Source organism: Shewanella polaris (assembly GCF_006385555.1).
In the GTDB taxonomy this organism is placed as follows: Bacteria; Pseudomonadota; Gammaproteobacteria; order Enterobacterales; family Shewanellaceae; genus Shewanella; species Shewanella polaris.
On sequence record NZ_CP041036.1, the window covers coordinates 2,418,792 to 2,438,875 of the forward strand.

Sequence of the window (20,084 nt, forward strand, 5' to 3'; positions counted from 1 at the left end):
TCCCCTGCTTCATCGTTAATCCGTAACATGATGGATAAAAAAAGCCCCGACAGAGTCGGGGCTGATGTACATAAGTATTTCTAAAACTTAAGATTAATGTAATTAACTTACATTATAGCTTTTCAAAGTCATTAACGTTGATAGCAGCTAAACGCATTACATCTGCTTCTACAAGCTGTTTATGCTCAGCTTCAGTGATGATGTCTTTTTCTAATGCAACATCAAATAACTCAAGCATAGGAAGCTTAGATTTTATGTGGCCGCTTCGTTGCGCTTTCTTAAGTTTCTTATATAAATCTTTCGCAGCATATTTAGCTAAGAAGGCACTTTCTACTTCTGCTATGCCACTTGTGTCACCATCAAATTCACTACACAAGAATGTAATTCGATCACGTGCAGCTCCAGGCTTAAGCATGCCTTTAACTAAATCGACAGCAAACTTATCACTTGGCGCATTAAAATGATTACCCAATGGGAAAATTAATACCCGAAGTAACACAGCTGCAATTTTGCTTGGGAAGTTGCGAATTGCATCTTCAAGCGCTTTAGCCGCTAAATGTAAACGCTCTGTCATCACATAATGTACTGCCGCTAAATCATCTTGCTGACGGCCATTATCTTCAAACAGTTTCAATGTTGCTGACGCTAAATATAACTGGCTTAATACATCGCCCATTCGTGCAGAAATCATCTCTTTACGTTTGAGATCGCCACCCATAATCAACATTGATAAATCAGTCATGATCGCAAGTGAAGAAGATATACGGGTCATATCACGATAATATTGCTGTGTAGGACCACTCACTGGTGCACTGGCAAATCGGCTGCCTGTTAATGCACTACCAAATGAACGTAATGCATTACTTACAGCATAACCAATATGGCCAAGTAACAATGAGTCGAAACGATCTAAAGCCGATGTTTCATCTTCCATTGCAGCCGCTTCCATTTCAGCTAATACGTATGGATGACAGCGTGTAGCACCTTGACCAAAAATCATCAATGAACGAGTTAGAATGTTTGCACCTTCTACTGTAATTGAGATTGGGTTAGCCATAAATGCGTGACCTAAATAGTTTTTAGGTCCAAGTTGTATGCCCTTACCAGATTGAATGTCCATTGCATCTTCTAATACATCACGACCTAACTCGGTCATATGATATTTAGCAATAGCAGTCACAACTGAAGGTTTCACTTTTAAATCGATACCTTGAGTGGTTAAACGACGTGCAGCCTCAAGCTGATATGTATTGGCGATAATACGCGCCATAGCTTCTTGTACGCCTTCAAAATTACCTATTGGCATACCAAACTGCTGACGAACATAACTATATGCAGTGGTCGTTTTAGTACATACATGGCCCGATGCTGTAGCCAATGCAGGTAATGAAATACCACGTCCTGCAGATAAACACTCAACCAGCATACGCCAGCCTTTACCGGCAAACTGAGGCCCACCAATAATCCAATCTAATGGAATAAAGACATCTTTACCGCTCGTAGTCCCGTTCATAAATGCCATCATTAATGGGTTATGACGACGACCGATCTCAACACCTTCATGGTCTGTTGGGATCAAAGCACACGTAATACCAAGATTTTTAACATCACCTAACAAACCCTCAGGATCGCGCATTTGGAATGCAAGACCTAATACAGTCGCAACTGGTGCTAGGGTAATATAACGCTTGTTCCACGTTAAGCTTAACCCTAATGTCTCTTCACCTTCAAACTCACGGCGACAAACAATACCTAAATCAGGAATTGCGCCAGCATCACTGCCCGCTTCTGGACCCGTTAAGGCAAAACAAGGGATATCTTTACCAATAGCAAGTGAAGGTAACCATCGTTCCTTCTGCTCTTGAGTACCATAATGCGTGAGTAACTCACCAGGGCCTAAAGAGTTAGGTACCATTACAGTAACAGCTGCACTTACACTTCGAGTCGCAATGGTAGCCACGATGGTTGAGTTTGCATAAGCTGAAAACTCACGTCCACCGTACTTTTTAGGAATGATTAACGCAAAGAAACCTTGCTCTTTAAAGTATTGCCACAACTCTCGAGGAAGATCTTTACGATTATGGACGATATCGAAATCGTCAATCATAGTTAATGCAGTTTGAACTTGATTATCAATAAAATCTTGTTCTTCAGCCGTTAATGTAGGCTTACCGTAACCATGTAAGGTATTCCAATTTGGTTTTCCGCGAAATAATTCACCTTCCCACCAAACATCACCCGCTTCCATTGCTTCTTTTTCGGTACTCGATAAAGGAGGCAATACTTTTTTGAAGAACGAAAATACAGGACGCGTAATAACTTGCATCCTGATATTACGTACACCAAAGAGGACAATAATCGCTATAACTAGCAATATGATGATACTCATTTTATACCTTCTTAGTTTGTTAACACAGGGACAGCAACACCAGCTGCCATGTAAGGGATTACTTTACGAAGAATTGCTTCAATATCATTATGTTCACCGTAATCGGCCGAAGCAATTTCATTTAATGCATCAGCAGAAGCCATAGTGAATACTATCGTTCCTAAAGTGAAATGCAAACGCCAGAACATTTCAGCAGCTGGTATATGCGGCGCACTGGCCGAAACTGCTTGTACAAATGTGGCTAAATACTCGCCATAATGCGTAGTAATAAACCAGCGTAAGTGACCTTGGCTTTCAATATAGCCACGCCCCAGCAACTGTAAAAATATAATCGTGCCACCGTTACGGACTTTATTGAGCTCAAGTAACGGTTTAATTAGAGCAGAAAAAATCTCGTTAAGTGATGCATCTTCAGGTGCATGGTGTATACGTTTAATTTCTATCGCGGCGCTTGGCATGAACACATCTAAGTATCTAGCTAATACTGCACGAATTAACTCTTTCTTCGAACCAAAATGGTAATTGACCGATGCCAAATTGACTTCAGCTTTACTAGTGATTAGTCGTAATGAAGTTTCAGAAAAACCTCTTTCAGCAAACAACTTTTCAGCAGCATCAAGTATTCTTGTTTTTGTATCAGTACGGCTTGCCATTCCAGGACCCAAGTTTAATTTAAACACCCGTTTAAATTAATCATTGAGCGCACAGATGTCAATCGAAATTATCAGCTTTATTGATCTAGTTAAGTAACATAAATGGTAACACCACCATCAAATTAGTCGCCTTTATGTAAAATCCTCAACTTTATGAACACACACATAGATAAAAATTATCGATGTTAATATAATACATTTGCCTTTAAAACGGCCGTCTCAAATTGAACTTAATGCATTACTCAAATCAGGTTTTAATCTTATAAAAATTGAAATATTACAACTGTTAATTTTCGAACTAGGCTCGCCAGATGTTGAACATAACTCCAAGCCAACCATTACCAGAAGCGCTAAATGTAGAAATTACGATTAAAATGGACAGTAAAAGAGTATTAAAACACTTGCAATAATATCTTTATAATTAGATGAACAAGGCCTTCAAACTAAGATGATTAGTTGATGATAGCGTAAATGGGGTTGTTCATAATAATCGTTTATAAGCTAATGTAAAAAAGGCATAGAACTTATAGTGTAGTGAAAATATTTAGCATTATGTTGTTATCTAAAACCACAGCCCTTTCGATTTAACTCACTATTTTCCACTTTCTTCTGCTGCGATTTCTTCAACATCACAAATACCCCGCCGACACCACCATGGTTATAAGTTGCTGAATGGTATGCTGTAACGGGTTCAATTTGTTGCAACCAATGACACACTGCCGATTTCATTAATGCTGGGTAGGGTTTACTTTTATAACCCTTACCATGAATAATAAGCAGATTACGTTCGCCCCGTTCGTGGGCACTAAAAATACAATTCATTAAACTTTCACGAGCTTGTTTAAGTCGGTACTGATGTAAATCTAGGACTGTTTTAACAGGATACTTACCCTGACTTAATAGTGTAAACACCTCATTTTGGATGCCATCAATTTTATAGCTTACGACCTCATCAGGCTTCACGGCATGAATCAAATATGGCTCCGTTGGCAGTAATTGTAATAACTCATGTTGTTGTGCAGCAGCTCGCTTTGCAAGTTGAGCATCGGTTATACTTGCACAATGAAGTAACGCATTCGCTAATGATGATTGATTTTCATCTTTAAGAGGCATCACATCGGCCATTTCTTGTAGAAATAATTGGTCATCACTTAACGACATATGTCATCTCCTACATATTTTGTAAACATTCTATGCTTTAGCAAAGTAAATGAATAATTTATAGTCATACTAACGGTATCGCTTGTAATTATTGATTGTCAGATAAAAAGAGAACAACCCTTGAAAAGTATATTGACCTTATCCAATACGTCATGGTTAACAACACGGTTAATCATACTCAGTCTGTGTGTAACTGCATTTAACGTGTCTGCAACAGAACTGACTGCAGATCAAACCTTAAATTCTAATTTTGAAAAATTAACTCACGCTTTTGAACAATTAGATTTAACCGCTATGGAAGATATATACACTGAAGATGCAGTGTATATCTCTGAAACCCAAGATAGAGGCATTATTATCGGTAAGGAAAATATTCTAAACTTATATAGCCGATTCTTTAATAAAATAAAACGTAAAAATGCCAAACTTGAGGTCGACTTTAGGATTCTTGTACGATCTATAGAGCCTAATAGCGCAACTGATATCGGTTATTATTTAGTGCGCTTTCACCCAGGAAAAGAATCGGGAGAACCTGTGAGTGAGTTTGCAGGGAAATTTGTCACCATTTTCACGAAAGATAACAAGCAGCAATGGAAAATCAGCGTTGATTCAAATACTCATACGGCACCACATTTTTACTATGACGCGAAACCTGTGCCTAATCTGTATTATGGTCGACAATTTATTGAAGCGACCACAAAAGAATAATCATCATGGTTAATATCAACTCTGTGGACTCAGCATCTTCACAATGTCCTTGTGGTAGTTTACAAACCTATGTGCAATGTTGTGAACCATATCATTTGAATTATAGTGTAGCGGACACACCAGAGTGCTTGATGCGTTCACGGTATAGCGCATTTGTATTACGCCACTTTACCTATCTAATATTGACCCACCATCCTGACTATTTACAGGGGTTAACGGAACAACAGTTAGCTCAAGGAAATACCCAGTGGCTTGGACTAGAAGTAGTGTCGTCAAAACAACAATCTGATCATGCTGAGGTGACGTTTAAAGCCTGGTTTATTGATAACAAGCAGATTGATGCGATTTATGAATGTTCATCATTTGTTAAACAACAGAATCGCTGGTTTTATACTCAAGGACAACAAATGACAACCAGGTTACCGGGAAGAAATGATCCTTGTATTTGTAATAGCGGCAAAAAATTCAAGCAATGCTGTGCTAAGCGTTTAAGTTAGCAGCAACCTAAAAGGCCACTATTATCAATAATGATTAAAACACGAAATAATAGGTAACAAGGAGAGTGTTAATTGTTCACTAATGTAAACTAAGTTAAATCAATAGTGACTAAGTACAAAATCGAAATAACTCTTTTAAACCACCAATATGATTAATGACAACCAACCTGATGTTAGAGTCACTTATGCATGATGAAGTCGTTTTGTCTCGTGGGCGTTGATAAACAGAGCAAAGTCGTTAACACGTATTGCTGGGCTATATAAAAAGCCTTGCGCATGATGACAAGCGCTCATAGTTAAAAACTCTTCTTGCTCTTTGGTTTCTACACCCTCTGCCGTTAATGAAATATTCAGAGCCTTAGCCATTGCGATGATTGCACTCACAATTTCACGGCTCTCATGGCTTGATGAGATATCCATGATAAACGATCGATCAATTTTTAATTTTGATATCGGGAACTGCTTTAAGTACTTCATTGAACTATAACCGGTTCCAAAATCATCAATAGCCAAACCGACGCCTAATTCGGCCAACTCATGGCACAATTTAATAGCGTAACGAATATCTCCCATTAACTCTGTTTCGGTAATTTCTAAGATTAAGGTCTTTGGTTTTATCCGATAACGAGTGACCAATCGCCAAACTTGTTCATACAAATTACCGCTGAAAAACTGTTTTGGAGCCACATTCACGTGCATGGTGATATTTACATTTTTGTGTTGCCATAAATTAAGTTGCTTGCAGGCGGTTTCTAATACCCATTCACCGATTTGGTTAATCACCCCATTTTTCTCGGCTATATCGATAAATGTCCCTGGATATAGCACACCTTTTTTAGGATGATGCCAACGAATTAACGCTTCTGCGCCAATGTATTGGTTATTTTGTAAGTCCATTAAAGGTTGATAATACAATTCAAACTCTCGGCCACTAATAGCATGATGTAAATCACGTTCTATTTCTGCATTAATGGTAAACGTATCGAGGAGCTTTTCATTGAATAGCTGATAATGAACATCATTTCTTTTCTTAGCATGTTGTAGGGTAATATCAGCACAAGATAATGGGGAGAATAATCCGACTACAGATTTAATATCAACCACGGCAATTGCGGGTTTCGGCTCTATTTTCTCTCTGGAAATTATAGATGGCGCAGCTAAATTCAAATACAACTTGCTAACCATTAGCTCTGTATCGGTTTCAAGCTCAATGGGTGGCAATAACACAGCAAATTCATCACTGCCAATTCTAGCGACATCTATTGCGTTTGCTGCCACAGCAAAATGTTTTAGACGTCGCGCAATTTCTACTAATAAACTATCCCCATTATCATGACCATGAGTATCGTTAAAACGTTTGAAGCCTAATAAATCAATCAGGATTAACGTGCCCTCTTTAGCACGCTCTAACATAGGGATAAAATGACTACGATTGTGCAACCCAGTTAATGAGCAATGCCAGGCTAGACGCTCCAATTCTGCTTTATGTAAAAATTCTGCTGAATTATCGAAGCTAGACACCAACGCGTAACGCTTGCCTTGTTCTGTCACAAATGGGGTAATGTGATAATTTAACCAATATTCACTGCCATCAATTCGTTCCAACTTAAGGTCGCCTTTGACCGTTTCATTGTTGTGTAATTTATTAATAAGGAGGTCAAGACGCTGTGGTGTATCCTTAAATAAATCAAGGCTAATTACGTTATTGTACTCTACCGAGATACGCGGTAATCCGGTCATTTTCTCATGGGCACTATTCACATATTCAATAATACGACTATCAGTATTGATGAGCATGACAACATGATCTGATTGTTCAGTTGCATTTCGCAGTAGATAAATTTGTTCGTTGCTGTCATAGGAGTAGCGAGTCGCTAATGCTAACGCTAATTGGTCAGCGCATTGAATAGCAAATTGAATATCAGAATCTAGCCAATTTATCTCTTCACAGTTTTCAATCGATAGTACACTTTCAATATGGCCATTAATTCGAATGGCAATATCAACACTAGTGACAATGTTATGATGCTGGTAGTACTCAGAAAATGTGTGAATTAGATTAATCTGAGAATTACCATTGGATAATATGTAGCGGTGGGAACGCAATTCATCAAAATATTGAGGTTCAATAGCTGTTGTTCTCAGATTAGACACATGGACTAATTGATCAGCTATTTGACTGGCAACTAAAGTATGCTCACATACACAACTACCATCGACAATAGAATTATCATTGACAACTAAACCGTCATTTGCGGTGTTATTTCCTAGGGTCCAAACGGACACAAACGATGCGGCGAAATATTCGAGCAGCAGTTGACACACAAACTCAGAGGTTTTTGTAAAATCACCTTGTTGTTTAGCATTAGAATTTACAATTAATTCCAATAAATGCTGTTGATCTTGTCGATTCATTTAAATCCCGAAAAATGGCTTCATTTCCCTAACTTTTTGAAAACATCAAATCAGTTCTATTTATTGTTATTAGCACTGAATTTAAGAGCATGAGTCAAATAATTAGGCAATACATTGGGAGCAAAACTTGCACTAAAAAGCATTCACTTTACTATATTAGTAACAACGACTATGCCTTGATTAAGTAAAGCACATTACACGCGATACTCATAAACAGCAATCACTTCGTTACATATTGTTACGGTTTGTGAGCATTGCAGTAGAGTGTAGCTATACCCAAAAAAACGTTTTAACAACAATAATTTGGTACCCTTCTATTAACCACTAACATAGACTAAAATTAAAGCTCATTTTCAAGTTGAAAAATCATTTTCTCTACACTAAAAGTAAAATCTAACGTTAGAGTAATCATATTATCTTTATCGACAAGGTTAGCTTTGGTGTCACTAAAACGTTGTTGCGCTGTTGTTTGCATCGCTTGAGCTTGCACCAATGCATCATCACCGGAAAAGTTTAATACTAATAACGTATCGTCAGCTTCAACAACGGCACCAATGTCAACATAACTGCCGCACTCAGTACAACTGTCACTGACGTTACCCTGTTGCTGTTTAATTTGTTTAATCATTAGTTTACTCCGTCAATATCGATAATTATCAGTGTAAATATATCGTAGTTTTGAATGATTTTTACTAGTCATCCTCACAATTACCACAAATATTAATTAGATGTTATTAACATCAAAATTTACAGCTCAACGGTTAAGCAAATTGGTGCGATATAGTTTCAGAAATCTTTCGTTGGGTGCTTAATTGATCCAGAAAATTCATATCTTCTAATGGTGTGTGTTGTTGGTAAGCATTAATGGCTTTATTTTTTGTCAGGTAATCGCAGTTATTCAACACTTCGATCATTGAATCTGGTTGTGAGCCTCTAATGACTAACGCTTCAGGTGTTAATGCTTGTTGAAGGTGAAACTGCTTAGCACCATGTTGCTGAAACACAGTAGCGTTGTCGGTGGTGTCTGGGTGGACAGATATGTCATCAACCAACAACTGTGGCTGCGGTACTGAAAATTTATTACGCAGCTTTTGCGTGCTTTCTACATCATTATCAAATTGAAATTGTGCCATATCACGAGCGTCAACTGACAACATTGCCAATAGTAAACCAAATTCACCGCGACGATTGTGTTCAATCGCGACGTTTAATCGGTTTCCTATTTGTAATTCATTGACTAATGTTGATTCAATTTGCATATAAAAACATCACTACTTATGCTCGATGCTAATTTATCGACCAAACAGTCATAAACTTTAGCGATATATTCAATTTTATACTTTACATACAAAAGGTTTCTGACTACTATGGCGGCCGCAATTGAGGAGGGGTTCCCGAGTGGCCAAAGGGATCAGACTGTAAATCTGACGGCTCAGCCTTCGAAGGTTCGAATCCTTCTCCCTCCACCATTTGCGTTGCTTCAAAGTTTAAATTTAAAAGTGTTAATGCTGTAAAGAGTTAGAATGTAAAAAGAGAGTAAGAAAAAAGAAAATATGTGGAGGGGTTCCCGAGTGGCCAAAGGGATCAGACTGTAAATCTGACGGCTCAGCCTTCGAAGGTTCGAATCCTTCTCCCTCCACCATCTTTCTTTATTCCTATTTATCTTGCAGTGGAGGGGTTCCCGAGTGGCCAAAGGGATCAGACTGTAAATCTGACGGCTCAGCCTTCGAAGGTTCGAATCCTTCTCCCTCCACCATTTTACATCTTAGTTTATCTGCTACTTCCACTTCCAAACACTAATCTCGTTATCTTTAATACCTGCCCTACTATATTATTTTCTTCAGTGTAACGTTCTCATTTCCCTGCTTTGATCGGCAAAATTCATCGCATTTCATATAAATAACTCCCGACTCAATCAGTCAAATACAGTTGTGTATATTTCTACGACCATTATCATTTAATATTTGTTTGATCGTGGTTTTACTATCTATATTGATATCCACATTTGGCTCGGTCATGTTTACGATGATTAACACTCCTTTGTGACCATAAGCACTATTCACACGCTAACAATTTAGTTATTATTTATTCTTTTTTGGAATAACGAGTGTCCTTGCATGTCATCAACTTGGGTCAATCAGGCCATCGCAAAAATAGAAGCCGATTATCAACGTTCAGCAGATACACATCTTATTAAGTTAGATCTTCCCCAACTTGGTGGCATTGATGTTTACTTAAAAGATGAAAGCACTCACCCAACAGGCAGTTTAAAGCACCGCCTGGCCCGATCACTATTTTTATATGCCTTATGTAATGGCTGGATAAAACAAAACACGCCGATTATAGAATCCTCATCAGGCAGTACAGCGGTATCAGAAGCTTATTTTGCCCGCTTACTTGGGTTACCTTTTATTGCAGTAATGCCAAGCACGACAGCAAAAAAGAAAATCCAACAAATTGAATTTTATGGTGGTCAATGCTATTTCGTAGAAAACGGCAGTCAGATGTACCCTGAATCGGCACGCTTAGCCAATGAATTGAAGGGCCATTACATTGATCAATTTACTTATGCAGAACGTGCTACGGATTGGCGAGGAAATAACAATATTGCGGATTCAATTTTTAATCAGATGGAAAAAGAACCCCATCCTATCCCAACATGGATTGTGATGAGTCCGGGAACTGGTGGCACTAGCGCTACTATTGGTCGTTATATTCGTTACCAACAACAAACAACTCAATTGTGTGTTGTCGACCCAGAAAACTCTGTCTTCTATGATTACTTTAACAGTGGCGATGCCAGTATTGTTTGCAACAAAAACAGTAAGATTGAAGGTATAGGACGTCCAAGAGTTGAGCCTTCATTTATTGCGGGCGTTGTTGATAGTATGATAAAAATTCCCGATGCAGCCTCAGTTGCGACAATTCAATGGTTAGAGCAACTCCTTGGTCGTAAAACAGGCGCTTCAACCGGCACTAATTTGTACGGTGCATTATTGCTCGCGACTAAAATGCGTCAAGCAGGACAAACAGGTTCAATTGTGACCTTAATTTGTGATTCAGGCGATCGTTATTTAGATACTTATTATGACCCTGAATGGGTTAACAGCAATATTGGCTGCTTTAAACATTACCAAGATAAGCTGTTGAAATTTAATGATACTGGATTATTGATTTAGCAATATTATCAACAAAAATGCCGTTGTTATAAGCAACGGCATTTTTGTATTTATCAACCAGTAGCATTAATCAATATTCAAATATTTATGAGTCTGAATAGACAAACGCCAATTACGTGCAATACACACTTTCATCGCTAATTCTGTAGCGCGAGCCTTTTGGCTGATCGGCTGTAAACAAATAGTTTTATCACTGATGTCGATGCCGATTAATAGTGCATCTAACTCTTCAATATGATTCTCTGTGGCTATCGGGTGTTTAATTTCGTTGGCACGGTTCAATGCTTGTTCTAGCACCTTATAGCCCCCTTTCATATTGATTTTAGGCGATACCGTGACCCACACATCTGGATGACATTTCACTTCAAAAGTGCCACTGGTTTCAATCTGGATCTGATACCCTGCTGCAATAAAATCCTGAGTTAACTCAGTTAAATCATACAAACACGGCTCTCCACCGGTTAACACAATATGTTTAGCAGTAAATCCCTTGTCCTTGAACGCTTGTAATAATGTGCCACCAGTATGATCAGCCCATCGGCCGATAGTACCATCAACCTGAATAACTTGATCCGCGGTCACTTTATTTTCGGGTAATACATCCCAAGTTTGCTTAGTATCACACCATGCACAACCTACAGGGCAACCCTGTAAGCGAACGAACAATGCTGGTACACCAGTATAAGTACCCTCACCTTGTATTGTTTCAAATACTTCGTTAACCGGATATTTCATCGTTTACCTTTCTTTTATAGACAAGTATTGGCTACCTGACTGACAACGGGTCGGCATTTATAGAGTATTTTACTGTTAGCTGCAAGTATTTACACCTATGGCTTTGCAGTTGCGCCTGCCTTAGGTAAAATATCATTTATATTGTCTTGAACCACTCAGCGTTGATCATACCGATCTTACCAGTCAGTTCAGTACGTTAAGAGTATATTCATGTCAGATTCAAATCTAAACATCCCAACTAAAGCCCTTGTTGTATTCAGTGGCGGCCAAGATTCAACGACGTGTCTCATTCAGGCTTTGTCCAAGTATGACCAAGTTCACGGGATCACATTTGATTATGGCCAGCGCCATCGTCAAGAGATCGAAGTGGCTAAATCTTTGGCTACAGAGTTAAAGTTGGTCAGCCATAAAGTGATGGATACCACATTACTAAACGAGTTAGCCATTTCTGCATTGACCCGTGATGACATTCCAGTTTCACATGAGTTGATGAACAACGGTTTACCCAATACCTTTGTACCTGGACGTAATATTCTATTTTTAACCTTAGCTGGCATTTACGCTTACCAATTAGGTTGTGATGTCATAATCACTGGGGTGTGCGAAACCGATTTTTCAGGTTATCCAGATTGTCGTAACGAATTCATACAATCCATGCAAAACTCATTAGCACTAGGAATGGATAAACCCATCAAGATAATTACCCCGTTAATGTGGCTCAATAAAGCTGAAACATGGGCATTAGCAGACAAATATCATCAATTAGCCTTAGTGCAACATCAAACATTAACTTGTTATAACGGTATAGTGGGTGAAGGGTGTGGTGATTGTCCTGCTTGTTTATTACGTCAACGGGGCTTAGAAGATTACCTACAAAACAGCCAATCAGTGATGGCGTCGTTAAACAGTAAATTATAATCATGTTGTAAAAAATAGCGGGTAGTTAAAATAGCGTTTAGTCACTGCCGCAAAATGGTCATTAATCATTTTTATGAAGATTTTTACGGCGACACCAAAGAACACACGGTTAACCATGTGACTTTTTCACGCTGCGGTAAGTTTTGTGTTTTTGGTTTACATTATTTTGACTGAGATTTACGGTTCATGTAGAGGTTCGTTTGCAAACACACAAAACACACACTGTTAGACTCTATCATCTTGTTGTGGTGATCAGTCTTATTTGTATAGGGTTATTTGCTGTAGAGGTACCTTCGCCTGCATTTTTACCCATCGACCAGTATTTTAGTTATCAATATGATGCAATTGCTCATGGTCAAATTTGGCGATTAATCACCGGTAATCTACTACATACCAATATATGGCATTTACTGATGAATTTAGCGGGATTCTGGGTCATCATTTTTCTGTATGAAGTTCACTTTAAGCGCAATCCTGGTAAATTAATGCTGCTTTTTGTCAGTTTATGCCTATTAGAGGGAATGGGGTTATATCTGTTTTACCCCAATTTAAAAGCTTATGTTGGCTTAAGTGGTTTATTACATGGGCTATTTGTATTTGGTGCGATAATGGATATCCGCAAAGGTTATCGCTCAGGTTACCTACTACTTGTTGGTGTCATTTTAAAAGTCGCTTATGAGCAATATTTTGGTGCCAGTCACAGTATTACACATTTGATTAATGCCCGAGTCGCCACTGAATCCCATCTGGTTGGTTTGGTGAGTGGCATAATGTGTGCCATATTTTGGTCGATGCTTGTCAAGCGTCTAAAATACAACAAACTTAGTTAGACTATCAATGTTAATAAATTAGTTATGTATTTCATTAATACAAACGTGAACAGTGTTGATATTGAGTCTGTCACTAATTTAATCTTTCTTGGAACTCGTTTCAGACATGACTTCCGAAGTTTCAGCTTCGACAGATTGTTCAGCTGAGTTTAATTGTGCTCGTTCAACTAATTTATCGTATTCTGCTTGAGTCATTAAATAGCTTTTCAGAGGCGGTAATGGTTTTGCTGAACTGGGTGTAATTGGCATATCTTTGATACCACTAATATCAACTCGGCCATATATCAATGCGACAGTAATGATGAACGCGTGTACTAAAATAACAATTATAAAAGTATGATCACCTCCAGTAAGTTTTGCGATGACTTTTCGCAAAAAATGACCATCTTCAGTGGGATGATCCGAAAGTAATAAAGGTTCATTGTTGTTAGCGTTGCTATCAATAACCCCCGTAAATTTCAGTTGCATTTCGTCGGCGACTTGTTGTTGATAATCTTGTAATTCTTTTGGGTCTACGGCTACCTCTTCTGACTCAATAAACGGTGTTACATCGTTGTCAAAAATGATGCTATCGCAATTGTCTTGCTTGCCTACTTTGTTATCCCAAGCAAGTGTGTCATTACTGGAAGTTGCAGATTGATGGGGGTGGGAATGTTTATTTTTTTCAGACATAAAGACTAATATGCTAAGAATTATCGTTTAAGTATAACGTCAACAACCTCTTTGAGTAACAGCTAATTTGTACATTTAATAAGGTCTGTGCATTAATAAACTCTTATACAATGTTATAAATAGACTCAATATTAAACCTACATTACCGACCAATAAATTTGAGCTTACACGTGTACACCTAATTATAGCTATTTAGTTTCGAGACTGATAGACTAGTGTTGCTCAAAATCCAATCAGCGTTATTTACAGGATATTATGAACTCACCATCAAACACTTCAATACCCCAGCATTCGGCTACAATGTCCTCTGGTTCAGATTACGGTTATACAGAAGAAAAAGCCAATGCGATTTCACATGCATTAGGTGTCATTGCGGGCATTATTGGTTTAATCCTGATGCTAATTAAAGCACCCGATAGTTTATCTTTTGTGCAAATGGCTGGTGTAACAATTTATGGCATTAGCATTATTGCTTTGTTTCTTGCTTCTACTTTATATCACTCTAGCAAAAGCGCACTGTGGCGCAAACGGTTTAAAATGGCAGATCATTGTGCTATTTATACCTTAATTGCCGGCACTTACACCCCTATGATGCTCATCAGTTTACAAAGCTCACGGGCCACTATTGTACTTTCCGCCATTTGGTCATTAGCGTTAGCAGGAATAATATTTAAGACATTGTTTATCGGTCGTTTTAAAGTCTTTAGTGTGGTGCTGTACTTAGTGATGGGCTGGTTTTGTGTCGCTATAATGGGCGATTTAAAAACTCACATGAACGATTTAGGCTTAAATTTACTCATTATTGGGGGATTATTTTATAGTCTCGGAGTGATTTTCTATGTAGGTAAACGCATTCCGTATAACCATGCAATTTGGCATTTATTTGTACTAGGTGGCGCATTTAGTCATTTTTTATGTATTTATCTTACAGTGCTATAATTCGACAATATCGTTATCACTTCTAAAAAATTGCGGTTGTACTAAAGCCGCTATTTTTCTATTATCTATTGCTAATAAACTGCTAAATGATTTATAAACGCTATTGGAAACCCCATGACACAAATGCCTCCCATGGAACGAATATGGTTTATTGTTAATCTTATCCCTGAAGGCACCGTGTTACCTTACGGAATAGTGGCAGATTTAGCCGGCTTACCTGGCCGAGCACGTTATGTATCAAGAGCATTAAAATTAGCGCCTAAAACGCTGGCGCTTCCGTGGCATAGGGTCATTAATAGTCAAGGTAAGATATCATTCGAAAAATACTCTGAACCTTTTCAAACTCAGCTAGAATTATTAAGGTTAGAGGGTATTAAAGTGAACGCAGGCAAAATTTTGTTGTCTCAATATCAATGGAAACCCGATCTTGCCACCTTGGTAATGACATTACCCTTTTAATCTCAGACTGTTAACTATTTTCATACTTAAAGGTAACTGCACATTGGTCAATAATTTAACTCGCTTACTCACGTTAATCTTGTGTATTAGCCCTGCTATTAATGCACAGGCTGACAATCAGCAACAGCAGATTGTCGATGCTGAGTCGACGGCTCAATTAGCTACGGCGGAAAAGGCTATTATTGCAGAGCAGCATCAACAAGTGACTCCCCCACTGCCATTAAATGACATTGTACAAGCTGCTATCTTATCGCCACTCACAGCCCACACGGCTCAATACAAGGTGTTTTATGGCAGCATCGAATTAGGTGTGGCCAATTACCGTTTACCAGCTACTGATAGTGGTTTTTACAGTTACCATTTTGACAGTGATGTCAGTCTATTTGTGTTATCAGATCAGCGTCATCTTACCAGTGAATTTACCTTAGAAAACGGCAAGCTGGTACCATTTCGCTATATTCAAGAACGAACCGGAACGGGTAGTGATTACACCGAACAGACTGCCTTTGCAAAAGCACAACAGTTCATCCATACCATATATAAGGAAGATGCATTAAAACTGCCTTATGAAGATAAAGTATTTGACCCTTTAATGGTGCAATTGCAATTTCGAATGGATCTCGCCGCCAATATTAGGCCGTTAGATTATAAAATGGTGAAAGAAAAAGAAATTGATGACTATCAATTTAGAGTCATAGGCAAAGAACAAGTTGTGCTCGACAGTGGTACCTACGATACAGTAAAAGTTGAAGTTGTACGCGACAGCACTAAAAGGCAAACATTTTTCTGGATGGCACCTGATTTAGCCTATTTACCAGTACGATTAAGTCATTTTTCAAAAGGCAGCAAGCAGCTGGATATTCAGTTAGCGAGCTACCAATTTGAACAACCATTGCCCCCGATGACGCCAGCATTGATCGATGGCCCAAACCTTGGAAGGTCAACAGCTGCTGGACAACTCACTTCAGAGGTTGAAAATGGAACCGGCATCAGTGAGTCAGAACTAGAGCAAATTAAAATGTTAGCTGCGGATTAATTCACCTTTCCTGAAAAGTTTCCATTCACCTGGATTTAACACAACCCAATTTTCATTATTGGTTAATGGCCTGGTTGCAATAACAGTCACCACATCATTGGGTGTGGTTTCTTTGCTAAAATCAATCACAACATCAGTGTCAATTAGTGTTGCTTTGCCAAACGGAGCTCGGCGTGTAATATGGCATAAATTGTTAGTACAATAAGCCATTAAATCAACGCCATTACTCAATAGCATATTAAATACCCCTAGCTGGCGTATTTCATCTGCTAACCCTGCAATATAGTCGAATACCGCATTTAGGTCGTCTGGTTCTTGCTCGCCAAATTGTTTTACAACCGATTCTAAAATCCAGCAAAAGGCCAATTCGCTGTCTGTGTAGCCAACAGGCTGAAAACGCGACACCTTAAATTTATCGAGATAACCGGTTAATTGGCCATTGTGTGCATAAGTCCAATATCGCCCCCATAACTCCCGACTAAACGGATGAGTATTAACCAAAGACACGCAACCACGATTAGCCTGACGAATATGACTGATCACGATTTCGCTTTTAATTGGATATGACTTAATGAGCTCAGCGATATGCGATTCACTACTAGGGCAAGCATCCTTAAAAGTACGATTACCCTTACCTTCATAAAAACTAATTCCCCAACCATCAACATGAGGACCCGTTACACCGCCGCGTTCAGCTAACCCAGTAAAACTGAACACAATATCTGTTGGTACATTGGCACTCATCGCCAGTAACTCACACATTAAGCTTGCCTTTATTGTTGTTTAATCGAGCAAATCTGACCAAATTTACTTAGTCGAACGTATTGTATCTACTATGCTTATTAAGTGGAATATTTCAAACACACAATTATTTAAACAATTGTTTGAAAAATACTTGTAATCGAGGCGTCATAAGGTTAACTTTTACGTGACACAGGTCTGACCACGGGCTTTCTTGTGAATAAGATCAACAATAAATAAGCTATTTTGGCCTATAAAAATAGCTTTAAGGAGAAGTACAGTGACCACCCTACTTTGGATCATCGCGATGATCTTTGTGCTCGGCGCTATGGCATACCTAAGAGTATCGCTATTATCGACAACGATTGCTGCTGCAATTGTATTAGTCGTCGGTAGCACAATGGATATTATTGGTGTAATCGCATGGATAGTATTCCTTGTTATTGCACTTCCATTAAATATTAAATCATTCAGACAGAATTTTATCAGTCAACCACTGCTTAAAGTTTATCGCGGCATTATGCCTGAAATGTCTACTACTGAAAAAGAAGCCATTGAAGCTGGTACCACTTGGTGGGAGGCTGATTTGTTTGCCGGTAACCCTAACTGGAGCAAACTGCATAATTACCCTAAAGCACGCTTAAGTGCAGATGAACAAGCCTTTTTAGATGGCCCTGTTGAAGAAGTGTGTAAAATGCTTAATCAACACCAAGTCTCACACGTGCTTGGTGACTTGCCGCAAGATATTTGGCAATTCCTTAAAGATAACGGCTTCTTTGCCATGATCATTAAGAAGAAATACGGTGGTTTAGAATACTCAGCTTATGCTCAGTCTTGCGTACTTCAAAAACTAGCTGGTGTCAGTAGCGAACTCGCTTCAACAGTAGGTGTTCCTAACTCGTTAGGCCCTGGTGAGCTATTACAACACTATGGTACTAAAGATCAGCAAGATCATTACTTACCCCGTTTAGCTCAAGGTTTAGAAGTGCCATGTTTTGCACTCACAAGCCCAGAAGCAGGTAGTGATGCTGGTTCTATCCCAGATTTTGGTGTGGTATGTAAAGGTGAATTCCAAGGCGAAGAAGTGCTTGGTATGAAACTAACGTGGAACAAACGCTACATTACGCTTGCACCCGTTGCGACCGTATTAGGTCTTGCATTTAAACTGCGTGACCCAGAACATTTATTGGGTGACAAAGAAGAGTTAGGCATCACTTGTGCGCTTATCCCTACTGACATTCCAGGTGTTGAAACTGGTCGTCGTCATTTCCCATTGAACTGTATGTTCCAAAATGGACCAACACGCGGTAACGAAGTGTTTGTTCCATTAAGTTTCATCATTGGTGGACCAGAAATGGCCGGCCAAGGTTGGAGAATGTTGGTTGAGTGTTTATCTGTAGGCCGTGGGATTACTTTACCTTCAAACTCAGCTGGTGGTGTTAAAACAGCCGCTGTTGCTACAGGTGCTTATGCTCGTATTCGTCGTCAATTTAAATTACCTATCGGTAAGTTAGAAGGCATCGAAGAGCCAATGGCACGTTTAGGCGGTAATGCTTACCTTATGGACGCTGTGGCGACATTAACCACTACCGCGATTGATTTAGGTGAAAAGCCATCGGTTGTTTCAGCCATCGTTAAGTTCCATTTAACCGACAGAATGCAGAAGTGTATTATTGACGCAATGGACATTCACGGTGGTAAAGGTGTTTGTCTTGGCCCGAATAACTACTTAGGCCGTGGCTATCAAGCAGCACCGATTGCTATTACCGTTGAAGGTGCCAACATTCTAACCCGTTCAATGATCATTTATGGACAAGGCGCAATTCGCTGTCATCCATATGTTTTGGCCGAAATGGAATCAGCATTTGATACTGATGCTAGCCGTGGTCTAGACAACTTTGACTCTGCTATATTCGGTCATATTGGTTTTGCAACGTCTAACTTTATACGTAGCTTCTGGATGGGATTAACCTCATCTTATTTCACCAATAGCCCTTACTCAGATAAAACCAAGCGTTATTATCAACAGATGAATCGCTTCAGTGCTAACTTAGCATTGTTATCTGACTTAGCGATGGCAACATTAGGTGGCAACCTAAAACGTAAAGAACGTATTTCTGCACGTTTAGGTGACTTATTAAGTCAACTGTACCTAACTTCAGCAACGTTAAAGCGTTATGAAGATGATGGCCGTTTAACTGAAGATTTACCTTTAGTGCAATGGGCTGTTGAAGATTCATTATACAAGCTACAAGATTCATTAGACGACTTACTTAACAACTTCCCTATGGGTTTAGGTATTGCGCTCCGTGCTGTTATCTTCCCGTTTGGTCGTCCAATTAAGCGTCCGAGTGATGTATTAGATCACAAAGTGGCTAAAATCATGCAAACCCCTTGTGCTAGCCGAGACCGTTTAGGTAAAGGCCAGTTCTGGACTGCATCTGAGTTCAATGTTGTGGGCATCCAAGAGCAAACGTTCAAAGATATCCTTGCAGCAGAGCCACTGTATGACAAAGTCTGTAAAGCTGCGGGTAAGCGTCTGCCATTTATGTGGTTAGACAAAGTTGCTGCAGAAGGTAAAGCGCTTGGTGTGTTAAGCGACAGCGAAATCGCTTTACTTGAACGAGCTGAAATTGGTCGTCTTAAATCAATTAACGTTGATGACTTTGATCCCGATGAGCTTCGTGCGCAACTTGCACCTAAAGCAAAGCAAGAAAAAGCAGCCTAGCTGTTCAGGCTAATTAGCCTAACT

At 39.1% G+C, this 20,084-nt stretch carries 18 protein-coding genes and 3 tRNA genes; 12 read left to right on the plus strand and 9 right to left on the minus strand.

Annotated elements, in window-relative coordinates; all coding sequences use genetic code 11:
• Positions 1–112 precede the first annotated feature (112 nt).
• The 3 genes from FH971_RS10520 to smrA all read right to left on the minus strand — a co-directional run bounded on the left by FH971_RS10520 (position 113) and on the right by smrA (position 4,203).
• The gene (locus FH971_RS10520) at positions 113–2,389 is read right to left on the minus strand and encodes an acyl-CoA dehydrogenase (protein ID WP_140234264.1); all 2,277 of its coding nucleotides are present in this window, start codon (positions 2,387–2,389) and stop codon (positions 113–115) included.
• 11 nt (positions 2,390–2,400) lie between these two features.
• Complete coding sequence (gene psrA, locus FH971_RS10525) at positions 2,401–3,042, minus strand: TetR family transcriptional repressor PsrA (RefSeq protein WP_140234265.1); 642 nt, start codon at positions 3,040–3,042, stop codon at positions 2,401–2,403.
• 558 nt (positions 3,043–3,600) lie between these two features.
• On the minus strand, positions 3,601–4,203 hold the full coding sequence (gene smrA, locus FH971_RS10530) for a DNA endonuclease SmrA (RefSeq protein ID WP_137227026.1): 603 nt from the start codon (positions 4,201–4,203) through the stop codon (positions 3,601–3,603).
• 120 nt (positions 4,204–4,323) lie between these two features.
• Here smrA and FH971_RS10535 point away from each other — a divergent pair, with 120 nt between their 5' ends.
• Together FH971_RS10535 and FH971_RS10540 are read left to right on the plus strand one after the other, a co-directional pair.
• Positions 4,324–4,911 (plus strand): YybH family protein, encoded by a 588-nt coding sequence (locus tag FH971_RS10535; protein WP_240778276.1) that lies wholly within the window; start codon positions 4,324–4,326, stop codon positions 4,909–4,911.
• A gap of 5 nt (positions 4,912–4,916) precedes the next feature.
• Positions 4,917–5,408: a YchJ family protein gene (locus FH971_RS10540; protein ID WP_140234266.1), complete on the plus strand. Its 492-nt coding sequence runs from the start codon at positions 4,917–4,919 to the stop codon at positions 5,406–5,408.
• 183 nt (positions 5,409–5,591) lie between these two features.
• On the opposite strand, the gene FH971_RS10545 is transcribed toward FH971_RS10540, so the two are convergent.
• From FH971_RS10545 to FH971_RS10555, 3 genes are all read right to left on the minus strand, one after another.
• Positions 5,592–7,823, minus strand: a complete 2,232-nt coding sequence (locus tag FH971_RS10545; protein WP_140234267.1) for a sensor domain-containing phosphodiesterase — start codon at positions 7,821–7,823, stop codon at positions 5,592–5,594.
• Between the two features lie 340 nt (positions 7,824–8,163).
• On the minus strand, positions 8,164–8,451 hold the full coding sequence (locus FH971_RS10550; protein WP_140234268.1) for a DUF406 family protein: 288 nt from the start codon (positions 8,449–8,451) through the stop codon (positions 8,164–8,166).
• A gap of 133 nt (positions 8,452–8,584) precedes the next feature.
• Positions 8,585–9,082: a VC2046/SO_2500 family protein gene (locus FH971_RS10555; protein WP_140234269.1), complete on the minus strand. Its 498-nt coding sequence runs from the start codon at positions 9,080–9,082 to the stop codon at positions 8,585–8,587.
• A gap of 125 nt (positions 9,083–9,207) precedes the next feature.
• On the opposite strand from FH971_RS10555, the gene FH971_RS10560 reads away from it, so the two are divergent.
• From FH971_RS10560 to FH971_RS10575, 4 genes are all read left to right on the plus strand, one after another.
• Positions 9,208–9,292, plus strand: a tRNA-Tyr gene (locus FH971_RS10560).
• 88 nt (positions 9,293–9,380) lie between these two features.
• Positions 9,381–9,465, plus strand: a tRNA-Tyr gene (locus tag FH971_RS10565).
• 29 nt (positions 9,466–9,494) lie between these two features.
• Positions 9,495–9,579 (plus strand) — tRNA-Tyr (locus FH971_RS10570).
• A 361-nt stretch (positions 9,580–9,940) separates the two neighbouring features.
• Positions 9,941–11,002, plus strand: coding sequence for a PLP-dependent cysteine synthase family protein (locus tag FH971_RS10575; RefSeq protein ID WP_140234270.1), 1,062 nt, complete (start codon positions 9,941–9,943; stop codon positions 11,000–11,002).
• A gap of 66 nt (positions 11,003–11,068) precedes the next feature.
• Here FH971_RS10575 and queE read toward each other — a convergent pair whose 3' ends face one another.
• Complete coding sequence (gene queE / locus FH971_RS10580; RefSeq protein WP_140234271.1) at positions 11,069–11,737, minus strand: 7-carboxy-7-deazaguanine synthase QueE; 669 nt, start codon at positions 11,735–11,737, stop codon at positions 11,069–11,071.
• A gap of 210 nt (positions 11,738–11,947) precedes the next feature.
• On the opposite strand from queE, the gene queC reads away from it, so the two are divergent.
• Both queC and rrtA read left to right on the plus strand, forming a co-directional pair.
• Complete coding sequence (gene queC / locus FH971_RS10585; RefSeq protein WP_140234272.1) at positions 11,948–12,655, plus strand: 7-cyano-7-deazaguanine synthase QueC; 708 nt, start codon at positions 11,948–11,950, stop codon at positions 12,653–12,655.
• A gap of 200 nt (positions 12,656–12,855) precedes the next feature.
• Positions 12,856–13,485 carry a rhombosortase gene (rrtA, locus tag FH971_RS10590; protein WP_140234273.1) on the plus strand — a complete coding sequence of 210 codons (630 nt, stop codon included), beginning with the start codon at positions 12,856–12,858 and terminating at the stop codon, positions 13,483–13,485.
• Positions 13,486–13,563: 78 nt separating this feature from the next.
• Here rrtA and FH971_RS10595 read toward each other — a convergent pair whose 3' ends face one another.
• Positions 13,564–14,157, minus strand: coding sequence for a hypothetical protein (locus FH971_RS10595; RefSeq protein WP_140234274.1), 594 nt, complete (start codon positions 14,155–14,157; stop codon positions 13,564–13,566).
• A gap of 255 nt (positions 14,158–14,412) precedes the next feature.
• Between FH971_RS10595 and trhA the strand changes: the two genes are divergently transcribed.
• The 3 genes from trhA (at position 14,413) to FH971_RS10610 (ending at position 16,591) form a co-directional block, all read left to right on the plus strand.
• Positions 14,413–15,096 (plus strand): PAQR family membrane homeostasis protein TrhA, encoded by a 684-nt coding sequence (trhA, locus tag FH971_RS10600; protein WP_140234275.1) that lies wholly within the window; start codon positions 14,413–14,415, stop codon positions 15,094–15,096.
• A gap of 114 nt (positions 15,097–15,210) precedes the next feature.
• On the plus strand, positions 15,211–15,555 hold the full coding sequence (locus FH971_RS10605) for an MGMT family protein (protein WP_137227013.1): 345 nt from the start codon (positions 15,211–15,213) through the stop codon (positions 15,553–15,555).
• Between the two features lie 202 nt (positions 15,556–15,757).
• Positions 15,758–16,591 (plus strand): DUF3108 domain-containing protein, encoded by an 834-nt coding sequence (locus tag FH971_RS10610; protein ID WP_240778497.1) that lies wholly within the window; start codon positions 15,758–15,760, stop codon positions 16,589–16,591.
• Here FH971_RS10610 and FH971_RS10615 read toward each other — a convergent pair.
• The gene (locus tag FH971_RS10615) at positions 16,577–17,353 is read right to left on the minus strand and encodes a class II glutamine amidotransferase (RefSeq protein WP_140234276.1); all 777 of its coding nucleotides are present in this window, start codon (positions 17,351–17,353) and stop codon (positions 16,577–16,579) included. The two genes, FH971_RS10610 and FH971_RS10615, sit on opposite strands and share 15 nt — an antisense overlap.
• Positions 17,354–17,612: 259 nt before the next feature.
• Between FH971_RS10615 and fadE the strand changes: the two genes are divergently transcribed.
• Entirely contained in the window at positions 17,613–20,060 is a 2,448-nt protein-coding gene (fadE, locus tag FH971_RS10620) for an acyl-CoA dehydrogenase FadE (protein ID WP_140234277.1), read from the plus strand.
• Positions 20,061–20,084: the final 24 nt, after the last annotated feature.